The organism is Azospirillum sp. TSH100 (assembly GCF_004923295.1).
Lineage (GTDB): Bacteria > Pseudomonadota > Alphaproteobacteria > Azospirillales > Azospirillaceae > Azospirillum.
The window spans coordinates 779,371-794,723 of record NZ_CP039636.1 but is presented as its reverse complement, the minus strand read 5'-3'; the positions used below and the strand labels follow the sequence as shown (position 1 = coordinate 794,723).

Sequence of the window (15,353 nt, the reverse complement as noted above, 5' to 3'; positions counted from 1 at the left end):
CGGATGGAACGACAAGTCGTGATCATCGGCGCGGGACCGGGCGGATTGGCATCCGCGATGCTCCTGGCGCTCACCGGGGCGAAGGTGACGGTGTTGGAGCGGCAGGACCGCATCGGCGGCCGGTCGGCGGGCTTCTCGCTTGATGGCTACCGCTTCGACAGCGGCCCGACCTTCTTCCTCTATCCCCGCATCCTGGAGGAAATCTTCGCAGCCTGTGGCCGGCGCCTGTCGGACGAGGTCGATCTGGTCCGCCTCGACCCGCTTTACCGGCTGGTGTTCGAAGGTGGCGGCGAACTGCGCGTTCATGCTCAGGTGAAAGCACTGATGGCGGAAATCGCCAGGCTCAACCCGCAAGACTCCGACGGGCTGCCGCGCTTCCTCGCCGACAACCGCGCGAAGATGGAGCGTTTCCGTCCGGTTCTGGAATCGGACTTTTCCAGCCCATGGTCGCTGGCCTCGCTGCCCATGTTGAAGGCCTTGGGCCGACTGGCGCCCCACCGGTCGGTGGATGCGGATTTATCCCGCTATTTCCGGGATCCGCGCATCCGCCTCGCTTTCTCGTTCCAGAGCAAATATCTGGGCATGTCGCCCTTCCGCTGTCCCAGCCTGTTCACCATCCTGTCCTTTCTGGAGCATGAACATGGTGTCTTCCATCCACGCGGCGGGACGGAAGCGGTGATGGAGGCGATGCGCCGAACGGCGGAAAGCCTGGGCGTCGCCATCCGGCTGAACGAAACGGTGCGGCACATCAGCTTCCAAGGCCGCCGCGCCGTCGGCGTGCGGACGAAGGCCGGCGATTATCCGGCGGACGCGCTGGTCATCAATGCCGACTTCGCCCGCGCCATGACGACGCTGGTTCCCGACGATCTGCGACGGCGCTGGAGCGACGCCCGCCTCGCCACCAAGAAATTCTCCTGCTCCACCTTCATGCTGTATCTCGGCATTGAGGGCAAACTGGACGGGCTGGATCACCACACCGTCTTTCTGGCGGAGGATTACGCCCGCAATCTCGCGGAGATCGAGGAATGCAGGGAATTGCCGCGTCGGCCGTCGATCTATGTGCAGAACGCCTGCGTCACCGATCCGCAACTGGCGCCGCCCGGCGGCAGCACGCTCTACATCCTGGTCCCGGTCGGCCACCAGCGCGGCCACATCGACTGGAAGACCGAGGCGCCGCACTACCGCCGGCTCATCCTCGATCGATTAGCCGGCTTCGGGCTGACGGATCTGGAACGCCGCATCCGGGTGGAGCGGGTCGTGACGCCGGCCGACTGGGAAAGCCAGTTCGCCGTGCACCGCGGTGCCACCTTCAATCTGGCGCACAGCCTCGACCAGATGTTGCACCGCCGCCCACGCAACCGGTTCGAGGATCTGGACGGCGTCTATCTGGTGGGGGGCGGCACCCATCCTGGCAGCGGGTTGCCGGTCATCTTTGAGGGCGCACGCATCACGGCGCGGCTGCTGGCCCAGGAACTGGGCCTGCCGACGCCCTGGCGCACCAAGACCATCGGCGTGTCCGGCATGCTGAGGCAGGCCATTGCAGGGGGGATCGCATGACGGATCGGATCGCGGTGATCGGCGGCGGCCTGGGCGGGCTGGCAGCGGCGGTGGTGCTGGCGGCGCGCGGGCACAAGGTGATGTTGCTGGAAAAGAACGGCTGGGTCGGCGGCAAGGCGGCGGTACTGGAGGAAGGCGGCTTCCGCTTCGACATGGGGCCGACCATCCTGACGGTGCCGCGGGTCCTGCGCCGCATCCTGGAAGAGGCCGGCTGCGATCTGGACCACGAACTGGAGTTGGTTCGGCTGGAACCGCAATGGCGCTGCTTCTTCGACGACGGCACGGTGCTGGATCTGTCGGAGACTGTCGGGACCATGGCGGCCGAACTGGATCGGCTGGCGCCCGGCCGGGGGGCGGGGGAGGGCTACTGTCGCTTCCAGGCGCTGTCGGAGCGGTTGCACGGCATCTCCGAGCGCTTCTTCTTCTGGAAGTCGGTGGAGGATCTGGGTGACACGCTGAACTTCCGGAACAGCTTCAACGCCAGCACGCTGTCCGACGTGCTGGCTCTGCGCATGGGCAGCACGGTGGCCGGCACCATCCGCAGCCATGTGCCGGACGCGCGGGCGGCGCAGATGCTGGACCACTTCACCCAATATGTCGGCTCATCTCCCTACGGCTCGCCGGCGGTGCTGTGCGCCATCGCGCATATGCAGACCAATGACGGCGTCTGGTATCCGATCGGCGGCACCCGTGCCGTGCCGATGGCGCTGGAGCGGGTGGCACGGCGGCTGGGCGTGGACATCCGCACCAACACGGGCGTCCGTCGTTTGCAGGTGGAGCATGGCCGCGTGGTGGCGGTCGAGACCGACGGTGGAGAACGCATCCCGGTTTCGGCGGCGGTATCGAACATGGATTCGGTCCGCACCTACCAGGAACTGGTCGGTGGACAGCCGGCCAAGCGCTTTGCCAAACGCCGCAGCTACGAGCCCGCCTGTTCCGGGGTGGTGTTCTATCTGGGGCTGGACCGCGCTTATGACCATCTGCTGCACCATGACTTCGTCTTTTCCCGCGACCCGGAGGAGGAGTTCGACTGGATCTATCGCCAGGGGGAACCGGCTCCCGATCCGACCTGCTACATCGCCGCTCCCGCCCGTACCGATCCGGCCGTGGCGCCAAAGGGGGGCGAAGCCCTGTATGTACTGGTCCACACCCCCTATCTGCGGTCGCGCCATGACTGGAACCGCATGCTGCCGGCTTATCGCCGCGTCGTGTTCGACAAGCTGAGGCGCACCGCAGGGCTGACCGATCTGGAGGACCGCATCCGGGTCGAACATGTCCTGACCCCGCAGGACATCCACGACCGCTACACTGTGCTGAACGGTGCCATATACGGCTTGGCGAGCCACGGCCGTTTCATGGGCGCCTTCAAGCCCGGCAACCGCTCGCGCGACGTGAAGGGGCTCTATCTGGCCGGCGGAGCCGCCCATCCGGGGCCGGGCATGCCGATGGTGCTGATGTCCGGCTGGATCGCCGCCGACAGTCTGGATCAGGACATGCGTGACGGCGCGCGGGATGCTGCCCGTGACGCCACCCGCGCCGTGGCCTGACGGAAGGCGGCGGGAGCATGACGGACGATCCGGTTGCGTTACGGTCCCGGTTGCTTTGCTGGTTCTTCGGCGGCGTCATGGCACGGCGACTGCGCCGTGGCTTCCACGCGGTCCGGTTGGCGCGGCCGGGCTGGCCGATCCTGCCGCCGGGCCGGCCAGTCATCGTCTATCTGAACCACCCGTCCTGGTGGGATCCGGCGCTGCTGATCGTGATGGGGACCATCCATTTCCACAGCCGGCCCGGCTATGGGCCGATCGACGCGGAGATGCTGCGCCGCTACCGCTTCATGCGTCGCATAGGCCTGTTCGGGCTGGAGCCCGGCCGTGCCGGAGCCGTCTCCTTCCTGCGCAACGCCGAACACATTCTGGCCGACCCGCGTGCCATGCTGTGGGTCACCGCGGAGGGTGCCTTCACCGATCCGCGCCGCCGCCCGGTGACCCTGCGGCCGGGCATCGCCCATCTGGTCCGCCGCATGCCCGCCGCCCTGGTGGTGCCGCTGGCGGTGGAATATCCCTTCTGGGATGAACGCACGCCGGAGGCCCTGATGCGCTTCGGCACAACCATGGAGGCAGCATCCCTCGCCGGGCTGGCCGTACCGGACATCGCGGCGAAGTTGGAGGGACGGCTGGAGACGGTTATGGACCAGCTGGCACTGGATGCAGGGAGCCGCGACCCGTCGCGCTTCCTGACGCTGATCGAGGGCACGGTCGGGATCGGCGGCGTTTACGACCTGTGGCGCCGGGTCCGCGCCTGGGCCGGCGGACAGAGCTTCTCGGCGGCGCATGGGCAGGTGCAGAGAAAGGTTGGGCAGCGGGAGGTGAAGCGGCCATGATCCTCATTGACGTGATCGCTGCGCTTTGCCTGATCCTGGCGCTGCTGCCGCTGGGGCAGGGCATCATGAACCTGACCCTCTACCGCCGTCCGACCGCCGAACCGCCGCCGGACACCGCTGTCAGCATCCTGATCCCCGCCCGCAACGAGGAGCCCGGCATCGCCGCTGCCGTCGAGGCCGCGCTGCTCAGCCGCGGCGTCGAAGTGGAGGTCGTGGTGCTGGACGATCACTCCACCGACCGCACGGCGGAAATCGTCCGCGCCATCGCCGCCCGCGACCTACGGGTTCGGCTGGAGCCGGCACCGCCGCTGCCACCGGGCTGGTCGGGCAAGCAGCATGCCTGTCAGGTGCTGGCGGGGCTGGCGCGTCATCCGGTTCTGCTGTTCCAGGATGCCGACGTCCAGCTGTCCCCGGCCGCCGCGCGCCTGACCAGCGGCACCCTGCTGTCGGGACAGAACGGCCTCGTCAGCGGCTTCCCGCGGGAAGAGACCGGAACGCTGGCCGAGGCTTTGGTGATCCCGCTGATCCACTTTCTGCTGCTGGGATACCTGCCGATGGCCGGGATGCGGCGTTCAACCGATCCACGCTTCGGCGCCGCCTGCGGCCAACTGATCGCAGTGCGGCAGGAGGCATATTTGAAGGCCGGCGGCCACGCAGCGATCGCCGCGTCGCTGCATGACGGGGTAACGCTGCCGCGCGCCTTCCGCCGGGCTGGGCAGGGCACCGACCTGTTCGACGCCACCGGCCTTGCCCACTGCCGGATGTATCGAGGCTGGCGGGAGGTTTGGTCCGGATTTTCCAAGAATGCGACGGAAGGGATAGCGACCCCGGCCGCCCTGCCGGTCTGGACCCTGCTGCTGTTCGGTGGTCATGTGCTGCCCTGGATTCTGTTGGGTTGGGCGGTCTTGCTCCCGCTGCCGTCGACTGCGGTCGTCCTGGCCGGTCTGGCGGCAGCGGCGGGGCTGGCTTTCCGCCTGACGTTGGCCGTCCGGTTCCGCCAGAGCGTCGGCGGAGCGCTGCTGCATCCGGTCGGCGTGCTCATCATGCTGGCGATCCAATGGGCGGCCCTCCTGCGCGCCCGCCATGGCACGCCGTCGGAGTGGCGGGGCCGCGCCTATCCGGCCGGGCCGGGAGCGGATGGCTCATGACTCCCTGGCTACGCCGCAACGGTCATCGAATTTTCCACCCTTTGGCCGGCGCAGACGCCGCAACACTGGCAAGCGTGCTGCGCCGTGGCGGCGGTGTCGGGCCGCTGCATCTGCACCGCGTCGCGACAGCCGCCGGTGCCGCCGCTGTCCGCGCTCCCCTCGACCTGCTGGAGCGGCGGCGGGTCGAGCGGCTGGCGGGGCAGGGCAGGGCCGAAGGGCCACCGCCGCTGTTCATCCTGGGCCATTGGCGCAGCGGCACCACCCATCTGCTGAACCTGCTGGCGCAAGACCCGCGGTTTGCCGCTCCCGATCCGCTGACGGTCGGCCTGCCTTGGGGTTTCCTCGGCCTGAGTTCCTTCTGGCGATCACGGCTTGAGGAATGGCTGCCGCCCGACCGCATCATCGACGCCATGCCGGTCGACCCGACTTCCCCGCAAGAGGACGAACTGGCCCTGGCCCTGATGCAGCCGCTGTCCTACTACCACGGCATTTTCTTCCCGAAACACCTGCACCGGGCCTTCCGCCGGGGCGTGCTGTTCGAGGGCTGCGGACCGGAGGCTGTCCAGCTTTGGCGCCGCCGGATCGAGCATTACCTGACCAAGATGCAGATTTGCTGCGGCGGCCGGCGCCTGCTGATCAAGAATCCGGCCCACACGCCGAAACTGGCGGAACTGCTGGCCCTGCGCCCCGACGCGGTTTTCGTCCACATCCACCGGAACCCCTACGAGGTGTTCAGTTCCACCTGCCGCATGATGCTGACCCTGCTGCGGGAGTTGTCGCTGCAATCCTATGATCCGCGGGCGGTGGATGGGCTGGTTCTGGATCTCTATCCGGCAATGATGGCGCGGTTCGACCGCGACCGGGCGCTGCTGCCTCCCGGCCGGCTGGTCGAGATCCGTTACGACCGCTTCGTCGCCAACCCGCTGAAGACGCTGGCCGAGGTCTATAAAGAACTCAAACTTGGCCCCTTCGCGCCGGTGCAGTCGAATATGGAGCGGTATCTGACGGAGGTGCGCGGCTATCGCCGTGCCCGGCACGATCTGGAGGATCCGGCCCGCCGGACGGTGCGCCGCCAGTGGGCCTTCGCCTTCGACCGCTGGGGATATTGAGCCGTCAGGCTTCGCCGCGTTCCTCGCGCTTGGCCTGCTGCCAAAGCGCTTCCATCTCGTCCAGTGTCGCGTCCTGTGGCTTGCGCCCACCGCTGGCGAGCAGCGCCTCGATCCGGTGAAAGCGGCGCTCGAACTTGGCGTTGGTGCCGCGCAGGGCGGCTTCCGGCTCGACCTTCAGCCGGCGGGCGAGGTTGACCAGGGCGAACAGCAGGTCCCCCAACTCGTCGGCTACGCGTTCCTGTGCCGAACCGGCATCCATCTCGGCCCGCAGTTCGCGAACCTCCTCCTCGATCTTGTCGAGGATGTCGCGGGCATCGGTCCAATCGAAGCCGACCCGCGCCGCACGGTTCTGCAGCTTCAGCGCCCGGGTCAGCGCCGGCAGCCCGGCGATCACCCCTTCAAGCGCCGATGGCGCCCGACCTTCCTCTGCGGCCTTCGCCGCCCGCTCCGCCGCCTTGTGGTCTTCCCAGCGCGAGGTCTGCTGGTCCGACGACGTCACCTCTTCCGGTCCGAAGACATGGGGATGGCGCCGGATCATCTTGTCGGTGATGACGCCAGCCACTTCGTCGAAGTCGAACAGGCCTTCTTCGCGTGCCATCTGGGTGTAATAGACGACCTGGAACAGCAGATCGCCCACCTCTTCGCGCAGGGCGACCTTGTCGTCCTTCTCGATGGCGTCGGCGACCTCATAGGCCTCTTCGATCGTGTGCGGCGCGATGGAGCGGTAGGTCTGCTCCAGATCCCACGGGCAGCCGCCGTCGGGATTCCGCAGCCGCGCCATCACGTCGATCAGCCGGTCGATGTTGCGGTTCATGTCGTGCCGTCTCCGATTGCGGGGAGGGGAAAGTCCGCGACGATAACCGAGCAGGGCGGACGGTGGAAGTGGACTGGGCAGCCTATGCGGAACCGCCGTCGGCCGCGACCGGCCGCCCGTGCAGACCGACTTGCCCGCGTCCGTTGTGCTTGGCTGCATACAAGGCCTGATCGGCATAACGCAGGACCGTGTCGAAATCCGTGTCGTCGACCGGCCACAGCGCCATCCCGATGCTGCACCCGATTCCGATCTCCACCCCTTGCAGCCTTATTGGAGATGACAGCGAGGCGATGATCCGGGCGGCGACGTCCTGCGGCGTCAGCCAGTCGGCTTGCGGCAGGGCAAGGCAGACCAGGAACTCGTCGCCGCCCAGCCGGATGACCTCGTCGCCGTCACGCACGCAGTGCAGAAGCCGTCGACCAACCTCAGCCAGCACGGCGTCGCCAACGTGGTGACCATGGCGGTCGTTCACCGGCTTGAAGTCATCCAGGTCGATGCAGAGGGCCGCCACCGTCATGCGTCTGCCGGGCGGCAGGTCGGCCAACTCCCGGATCTTGGCCTCCAGATAACGGCGATTCCCCAGGGCGGTGAGTTGATCCTTGTAGGCGAAGCCGTGCAGAGTGGCGCCCATGTCGTGGATCGCCTGCGCGGCGCTGTCGATCTCCCGTGTCCGGAATCCGTTCGCGGCGCTCTTTGCGGCGGAATCGATCCTCCCCGCCGACAGGTCGGTGACGGACTGCTGGAGATCACGCAGCCCGCGCAGGACGAGGATGTCGAGCAGAAACCAGACGCCGACGACGATGGTCGCGACGACGCCCGCCAGAATCGCGATGCCCCACATCATCTTGCGGTTCACCTTGTCGAGCACGAGATCGCGCGGAACCCCGACGGCGATCCGCCCGCCGGTATCCTCCAGCGTTGCAAAGCCGATGATCCGTGGGTGACCTTCGAAGCCTGCACTTTCGACAATGCCGTGGTCGGCCTGGAAGATCGCAAGTGTGACCGCATGGCCGGCCATGGCCTTGCCGATCAGGGGGCTCGGCCCCGGCTCGCGCGCCAGGATCGTTCCTTGTGCGTCGAACAGCGTGACCGTGGTTCCGGGAGCCTCCGCAGCCGCGCTCGACAGGTCGCCGAGCCATTTGAGGTCCAGCCCAGCCAGCAGAACCGCCTCGACCTCTCCATCGTCGTCCAGAATGGGCAGGGCGGCGGCCAGAAGAGGTTTGCCGGAGCCGCGCCCGACACGAAAATTGCTGGTGCTGAACGTCTTCGTGGCAACCGCCCGCCTGAAATAGTCCTGATCGGCCACCGTCGTCACCGGACTTCCGCCGAGTAATGTTCGGCAAAGGATGCGGCCGTCGGGCGCGGCCACGGCAAATCCGGTGCTCCAGAGGTGAATGGACAAGACTCTCCGCAGGGGCGGGCCACAATCCTCGGACCTGTGCCGCTGGACCGCTGGGATCAAGATCAAGGTCTGCAACGTCTCGCGCACCCGCGCTATGGCATCGGCCTGCTGGGAAGCGCCCTGCTCGGCAAGCATCAGAACGCGCTGGCGGGCATGCTCAATATCGGCATTCCATTGCTGTAGGTACAGCGACAGGACAAGGCCGACCAATGGCAAGAAGGCGGTTATGATGAAAATTTCAAGGCGGATGCGCAGTCCCATACCGCCCCACATATTCACTATGGCTTTTCTTGGGGACCCAATGAACATGTCATTCCAAAACGGACGGAACAGTCGGAGATTCCAGGATCGCAAAGCCACAGCTATTCATTCTGCCGAAATGAGTGGATTTGCAATTGCGCCATAATGCCCAGCGTTGGTATTGGCGCACCGAAATCCTTCACATAGCCAATCGAAGGGATCCTATGCCTGCGGCACTCCGAAAATTCCAGTTTTTCCTGTAAAATCTATGTCCACCTTATGCAACCCGGCCATGTCATCGAAATTCTGCCCGACCGTTGACATCTCTTCGTTGCGTTCATGGAAGTTTGACTTCTCGTATGCGAAAAATACGCATAACTATCATTATGGAAATTTATATTTTTTTGCATCGCCACAAACCAGCCATGCGATGAGCGAGGCCTTGGATAGGTTCCTGGCCACTTGCCGAATTTAGATAGCAAGGCTATTAAATAGGAATGCTACAAGATAAGGCTCTGCGCCTTCCTCCCAATTTTGGCTTGCACCTGTTCCGCGCCTCCCATCTTTGGCGGCGGGCAGCGAACAAGGTGCTGGCGGACAGCGGATTTTCCACCTCGGCCATCGCGCCGCTGATGCTGCTGGCCGAACTCGGCGACGGGTTGCGGCAGCGCGAACTGGCTGAGGAGATGGGAGTCGAAGGTCCGTCGCTCGTCCGTCTGCTCGATGGGCTGGAAGCGGCCGGATTGCTGGAGCGGCGCGAGGATGCCTGCGACCGACGGGCAAAGACTCTGCACATGACCGATGCCGGCCGGCACCTGTTGGTGCAGGTGAACGAGGCGCTGAACGATGTCCGCCAGCGGCTGATGGCAGAGGCGACGGAGGCCGACGTGGAGGCCTGTTATCGCGTGCTTTCCATCATCGAAGCCAACGCCAAGCGTGAACAGACCTGACCGCATCCGTGTTTCCCCGGTGGATGCGCCGCGACCGGCACCTGCCGCGCAGCATCTCCGGCATCGGTGCGGTGATTGAGGAATCAAGACCTTGACATTTCTTCCTTCCTTCCGGGCATTGGCCCGGATCGCCGTGACCCTGCTGATGACCGTGGCGGCGGTCGGCGGTGGGCTGTGGCTCTGGGATTATTACATGAACGAGCCCTGGACCCGTGACGGCCGTGTCCGCGCCGACATCGTCCAGGTTTCCTCCGATGTCGCCGGTCTGGTGACCGACGTGCGGGTGACCGACAACCAGCTGGTCCACAAGGGCGATGTGCTGTTCATCGTCGATCCCGGCCGGTACCGGCTGGCCGTTGAGCAGGCGCAGGCGAACCTCGACAGTGCCAAGGCCGAACTGGCCTATCGCACCGCCGAGGCGCGCCGGTACGAGCAGCTGGGCACCAACGTCGTCTCCACCGCCCAGAAGCAGGAGGTGGCGTCGGCGATGTCCAAGGCCGCCGCCACCGCCAAGCAGACCGAGGCGGCGCTCGACCTCGCCCGCTTCAACCTGGACCGGACGGAGGTCAAGGCGACGGTTGATGGCTATGTCACCAACCTTCAGTTGAAAACCGGCAACTATGTCGCCGCCGGGCAGGCGGTGGTGGCGCTGATCGACAGCCATTCCTTCTATGTCATGGGCTATTTCGAGGAAACCAAGCTTCCGCGCATCCGTGTCGGTGCTCCGGTGTCCGTCCGGATCATGGGGGCCGGTGCCGATCTGCGCGGCCGGGTCGACAGCATCACCCGTGCCATCGTCGACCGTGACCGGGCGGAGGGCACCGGGCTGGTCGCCAATGTCAACCCGACCTTCAACTGGGTGCGGCTGGCCCAACGCATCCCCGTGCGCATTGCACTGGACGATGTGCCGGATGGCCTGCAACTGGTCGCCGGCCGCACCGCGACGGTGTCGGTGATCGGCACCCTCGGCAACGCTCCCACCGGCTCGCCGAAGGTCGCCCAGCTGCCGGCCGGGCAGTGAGCGCGCCGCCATGCCCAAAGCGCCGTCTCTGGCCCCTTCCCTCGACGAGCTGGTTTTCTCGCTGAAGTCGTTCGCTGCCTCAATGCTGGCGCTCTACATCGCGTTCGGCATGGGGTTGCCGCGGCCCTTCTGGGCGATGCTGACCGCCTATGTGGTGTCGAGCCCCCTGTCGGGCACCGTACGGTCGAAGGCGGTGTACCGTGTCGCCGGAACCGTCGCCGGCAGCATCGCCGCCATCGTCCTGACGGTGGAACTGGTCAATGCGCCGGAGTTGCTGTCACTGGCGGTTGGCCTGTGGGTCGGCGGCTGCCTGTTCATTTCGCTGCTGGACCGCACGCCCCGCAGCTATGCCTTTATGTTGGCCGGCTACACCGCCGGCCTGATTGTCTTCCCAGGCGTCGCCAACCCGGAGACGATCTTCGACACCGGATTAGCCCGGGTGGAGGAGATCATCCTCGGCATTGTCTGCGCCACTGTCATCCACAGTGTGATCCTGCCGCGCGGTATGGGCCCGGTCCTGCTTGGAAAGCTCGACGCATCGCTGCGCGATGCCGAGCGCTGGACGCTGGATGCGCTGGAGCAGGTGACCACCGACACGCGCCTGCGCGACCGCCACAAGATGGCGACCGACCTGACCGAACTGCGGGTGATGACCACCCACCTGCCCTACGACACCTCCGACCTGCGCTGGATGACCCGGCCGATGCGGGCGTTGCAGGACCGCATGGTCTATCTGCTGCCGGTGCTGACCGCCGTCCATGACCGTCTGGGCGCCTTGCGCCGCCCGGACGGCGCGGTGCCGCCGGACGTGGCGCCTGTGGTGTCGGCCGTGCGGGACTGGATCGCCGCCGGCGCCAAGGCTGATCCGGCGGATGCCGCCCGGCTGATCGGCCGGCTCGACCGCCTGGAAGCGACTGAATCCGCGCAGGCGACGGAGGGCTGGGAAGCGGCGACGCGCTTCAGCTTCATCCGCCGCCTGCGGTCGCTGGTGGAAATCCACCGCGACTGCCGGGAGTTGCGGGCGCATATCGCCAGCGGTGACCACGCCCTGCCCGACCATCTCGACCCGCTGGCCCGCAAGCGCTCGCGCGGTGTCTTCCACCTCGATCATGGCATGGCCGCCTGGTCGGCGGCGGCGGCCCTGCTAGGCATCACCGTCATCTGCGCCTTCTGGATTCTGACCGGCTGGTCGTCCGGCTCGGCGGCGGCGATGATGGTGGCTGTCTTCACCTGCTTCTTCGCCTCCTTCGACGATCCGGTGCCGGGCATCCGGCTGTTCCTGGTCTATACGTTGGCCTCGCTGCCGCTGTCGGCCTTCTATCTGCTGGTGGTTCTACCGTCCTTCGACAGTTTTCCGATGCTGGTGCTGTGTCTGGCGCCGACGCTGGTGACGCTGGGCATCTTCGTCGCGCGGCCGGCGACGATGGGCAAGGCGATGGCGCTGATCTTCGGCGTCGGTGGTTCGCTCAGCCTGCTCGACACCGGCAATGGCGATTTTGCTTCCTTCCTGAACAGCAGCACCGGGCAGATCGTCGGCATCGTCACCGCCATGCTGGTCACCCGCATGTGCCGGTCGGTCGGTGCGGCCTGGAGCGCGCGGCGCATGCTGCACATCGGCTGGCGCGAAATCGCCGCCCTGGCGAGGACCCGCGGAGTACCGGCGAACGACGGTTTCGAAAGCCGCATGCTGGACCGCGTCGGGCTGCTGTCGGCCCGGCTGGCGCAGGCTGGCGGGTCGGTGGATGTCGACGCCATCGACGCGGTGCGGGACCTGCGGGTCGGGCTGAACATCGTGGAGCTTCAGCGGGCGCGGCCAGTGCTGGGCCGTGCCGGCGGGGCAGCGCTGGAGCGGCTTCTCCGCGGCGTCGCCGACCATTTCCGTGCCCTGTCGGCCAAGCGGCCGGATCCGGCGCCGGCCGGACTGCTGGACAGCATGGACAATCTTCTGTCGGCTATCGGCGCCGCCCCGCCCTGCCCCGAGCGCGACCGCGCCCTGGTGGCGCTGGCCTCGCTGCGGCGCAGCCTGTTCCCGGATGCGGCACTGGAGACGCAGCACCCGGTTCATCAGATAATTCATCCGAAAAGGGCACGCGCATGATCGGGGAAATCGATGTCTACGGCCTGTTCCTGCCGCCGCTGCTGATCCTGGCCGTGCTCGCCTGGGCGGTATCGGCTCTGCTGCGCCGGGGGCTGCGCGCCGTCGGTGCCTATGGCTGGGTCTGGCATGCGCCATTGTTCGACTTCGCGCTCTATGTGCTGGTGCTGAGCGGCCTTGCCGGCCTATGGTCCATCTGGTCCGCCTGATCTCTCCTTCCACCTGAAATCCCTCACACCACGGCGCCGCGCGGCATGATAGTCTGCCCGCCATGACCGCCCCGCTGTCTCAGCCATTTTCCATGCCCGGCATGACACCCGATGCCGATGCCGAGAGCGCCTGGATCGAGGTGATCCGGAAGATGGACGAGACCTATGCCAATCTCGTCACGCAGCAGGTGGAACTGGAGCGCAAGAATGCCGAGCTGGAGGAGGCGCAGGCCTTCATCGCCAGCGTTCTCGGTTCCATGACTGACGTTCTGATCGCCTGCGACCGCGATGGCCGGATCGAGCAGACCAACCGGGCGGCCGAACGGGCTCTGGGTTGGTCAGGCCGCGAGCTGGCCGGACGGTCGTTGCGCGATTTCCTCGATCCCGCCTTCCACCCGGCCTTCGCCCGGCTGTGCAGCGCCGCCCTCCAGCGCGAGGAGGTCAGCGACGTGGAGCTGTCCCTGCGCGGCCCCACCGGCCCTTTCCCGGTCGCGGTCAACAGCACGGTGCGCTACGACCAGCGCGGCCACGCCATCGGGCTGGTCCTGGTCGGCCGGCCGGTGGGAGAGCTTCGCCGTGCCTACCGCGACCTCGCTGCCGCCCATGAGGGATTGAAGCAGACCCAGCAGCAGTTGGTCCACTCTGAGAAGATGGCCTCGCTCGGCCGTCTGGTCGCCGGCGTCGCGCATGAGCTGAACAACCCGATCTCCTTCGTCTATGGCAATGCCCACGCCATGCGCCGATATGTCGACCGCATGACCACTTATCTGGACCGAGTGCATGAGGGGACCGCCGCGCCGGAACTGGCGGCCCTGCGCAAGGAACTGCGCATCGACCGCGCCCGCGCCGACGCAGCGGCGACGCTGGACGGCATGCTGGAGGGGACCGAGCGGGTGCGCGACATCGTGGCGGAACTTCGCCGCTTCTCGTCGGAACAGAAGCACGCCTCGGAACGCTTTGATTTGACGGCGCTTCTCCGCTCGGCCGTCACCTGGGTCGCCAAGGCGCAGATGCCGGACCTGACCGTGGTCTTCGACCTGCCGGACACGCTGGACATCGCCGGCCATCCCGGCCATCTGCATCAGGTCGCCATGAACCTCGTTCAGAACGCCATCGACGCCATGGCCGGCGCCACGGCCAAACGGCTGGAGCTGCATGGGAGGGAGCAGGATGGAAAGGTCTTCGTCACCATCCGCGACACCGGCCACGGCATTCCCGACGCGATCGTGGCCCGTGTCTTCGATCCCTTCTTCACCACCAAGCCGGTCGGCAAGGGCACGGGTCTCGGTCTGTCGATCAGCTACCAGCTGGTGCGCGACCATGGCGGTTCGCTGGTGGCGGCCAACCACCCCGAGGGCGGCGCACAATTCACCCTGACCCTGCCGGCCGCCGGACAGCGCGAAGGAGCCACACGATGAGAGCGCGCTCCCTGTCGGTGCTGTGGCTGCAATCAGGCGGCTGCGGCGGCTGCACCATGTCGCTGCTCTGCGCCGAATCCCCCGACCTGATGACGCTGCTGGAGACCGCCGGCATCCGCCTGCTCTGGCACCCCAGCCTGTCGGAGGAAACGGGAGCGGAGGCTGTGGAGCTGTTCGAGCGCATCCTGTCGGGAGCGGAACCGCTGGACGTGCTGTGCGTGGAAGGATCCCTGCTGCGCGGACCGAACGGCACCGGGCGCTTCCATGTGTTGGCGGGAACCGGACGGGCGACCATCGACTGGGCGCGCGATCTGGCCGCCGTCGCCGACACCGTTATGGCGGTCGGCACCTGTGCGGCCTTCGGCGGTATCACCGCAGGAGGCGAGAACATTGCCGACGCCTGTGGTCTTCAATTTGAAGGCACCCGGCGTGGCGGCGCCTTGGGCACGGAATTCCGTGCACGCGGCGGCCTGCCGGTCATCAATGTCGCCGGTTGCCCGACCCATCCCAATTGGGTAACCGAAACGTTGATGCTGCTGGCAGAGGATGCACTGTCCGCCGAAGACTTGGATGTCTACCAGCGTCCGCGTTTCTACGCCGACCATCTGGTCCACCATGGCTGTCCGCGCAACGAGTATTACGAGTACAAGGCCAGTGCGGAAAAGCCGTCGGATCTCGGCTGCCTGATGGAGCATATGGGGTGTCTCGGCACCCAGGCGCATGCGGACTGCAACACCCGCCTGTGGAACGGAGAGGGGTCCTGCACCCGCGGCGGCTATGCCTGCATCAACTGCACCGCTCCGGGATTCGAGGAGCCTGGACACCCGTTCCAGCAGACGCCGAAATTCGCCGGCATCCCCATCGGCCTGCCCACCGACATGCCGAAGGCGTGGTTCGTCGCCCTGGCCTCTCTCGCCAAGGCGGCGACGCCGGAGAGGGTGCGCCGCAATGCCGCCGCCGACCGCATCGTCGTCGCCCCCACCGTCCGCCCCAACCGGAAAGGCTGACCC

Annotated in this window: 13 protein-coding genes; 11 read left to right on the top strand and 2 right to left on the bottom strand. The window is 66.6% G+C overall.

Annotated features, from left to right (window positions below; translation table 11 throughout):
- Nucleotides 1–57: 57 nt before the first annotated feature.
- The 5 genes from crtI (at nt 58) to E6C72_RS21070 (ending at nt 6,194) form a co-directional block, all read left to right on the top strand.
- Nucleotides 58–1,557 carry a phytoene desaturase family protein gene (gene crtI / locus E6C72_RS21090; RefSeq protein ID WP_247875538.1) on the top strand — a complete coding sequence of 500 codons (1,500 nt, stop codon included), beginning with the start codon at nt 58–60 and terminating at the stop codon, nt 1,555–1,557.
- Nucleotides 1,554–3,104: an NAD(P)/FAD-dependent oxidoreductase gene (locus E6C72_RS21085; RefSeq protein WP_109084730.1), complete on the top strand. Its 1,551-nt coding sequence runs from the start codon at nt 1,554–1,556 to the stop codon at nt 3,102–3,104. The genes crtI and E6C72_RS21085 overlap by 4 nt, the downstream gene beginning before the upstream one ends.
- A 77-nt stretch (nt 3,105–3,181) precedes the next feature.
- Entirely contained in the window at nt 3,182–3,937 is a 756-nt protein-coding gene (locus tag E6C72_RS21080) for a lysophospholipid acyltransferase family protein (protein WP_247882157.1), read from the top strand.
- Nucleotides 3,934–5,085, top strand: coding sequence for a glycosyltransferase family 2 protein (locus tag E6C72_RS21075; RefSeq protein WP_109084732.1), 1,152 nt, complete (start codon nt 3,934–3,936; stop codon nt 5,083–5,085). Before E6C72_RS21080 ends, E6C72_RS21075 begins: the two co-directional genes overlap by 4 nt.
- 41 nt (nt 5,086–5,126) lie before the next feature.
- Nucleotides 5,127–6,194, top strand: coding sequence for a sulfotransferase (locus tag E6C72_RS21070; protein ID WP_247882156.1), 1,068 nt, complete (start codon nt 5,127–5,129; stop codon nt 6,192–6,194).
- 4 nt (nt 6,195–6,198) lie between these two features.
- Here the strand turns inward: E6C72_RS21070 and mazG are convergent, their stop codons facing one another.
- Nucleotides 6,199–7,008 (bottom strand): nucleoside triphosphate pyrophosphohydrolase, encoded by an 810-nt coding sequence (gene mazG, locus E6C72_RS21065; RefSeq protein ID WP_109084734.1) that lies wholly within the window; start codon nt 7,006–7,008, stop codon nt 6,199–6,201.
- Between the two features lie 82 nt (nt 7,009–7,090).
- The gene (locus E6C72_RS21060) at nt 7,091–8,671 is read right to left on the bottom strand and encodes a diguanylate cyclase domain-containing protein (RefSeq protein ID WP_247875539.1); all 1,581 of its coding nucleotides are present in this window, start codon (nt 8,669–8,671) and stop codon (nt 7,091–7,093) included.
- A gap of 566 nt (nt 8,672–9,237) precedes the next feature.
- Here E6C72_RS21060 and E6C72_RS21055 point away from each other — a divergent pair.
- From E6C72_RS21055 to E6C72_RS21030, 6 genes are all read left to right on the top strand, one after another.
- Nucleotides 9,238–9,600 (top strand): MarR family winged helix-turn-helix transcriptional regulator, encoded by a 363-nt coding sequence (locus E6C72_RS21055; RefSeq protein ID WP_247875540.1) that lies wholly within the window; start codon nt 9,238–9,240, stop codon nt 9,598–9,600.
- A 91-nt stretch (nt 9,601–9,691) separates the two neighbouring features.
- Nucleotides 9,692–10,621: an HlyD family secretion protein gene (locus E6C72_RS21050; protein WP_247875542.1), complete on the top strand. Its 930-nt coding sequence runs from the start codon at nt 9,692–9,694 to the stop codon at nt 10,619–10,621.
- Nucleotides 10,622–10,631: 10 nt separating this feature from the next.
- Entirely contained in the window at nt 10,632–12,719 is a 2,088-nt protein-coding gene (locus tag E6C72_RS21045) for an FUSC family protein (RefSeq protein ID WP_109084737.1), read from the top strand.
- The gene (locus tag E6C72_RS21040) at nt 12,716–12,925 is read left to right on the top strand and encodes a DUF1656 domain-containing protein (protein ID WP_109084738.1); all 210 of its coding nucleotides are present in this window, start codon (nt 12,716–12,718) and stop codon (nt 12,923–12,925) included. The genes E6C72_RS21045 and E6C72_RS21040 overlap by 4 nt, the downstream gene beginning before the upstream one ends.
- Before the next feature lie 62 nt (nt 12,926–12,987).
- Nucleotides 12,988–14,343: a sensor histidine kinase gene (locus E6C72_RS21035; protein ID WP_109084739.1), complete on the top strand. Its 1,356-nt coding sequence runs from the start codon at nt 12,988–12,990 to the stop codon at nt 14,341–14,343.
- Nucleotides 14,340–15,350, top strand: a complete 1,011-nt coding sequence (locus tag E6C72_RS21030) for a HupU protein (protein WP_109084740.1) — start codon at nt 14,340–14,342, stop codon at nt 15,348–15,350. The genes E6C72_RS21035 and E6C72_RS21030 overlap by 4 nt, the downstream gene beginning before the upstream one ends.
- Nucleotides 15,351–15,353 lie beyond the last annotated feature (3 nt).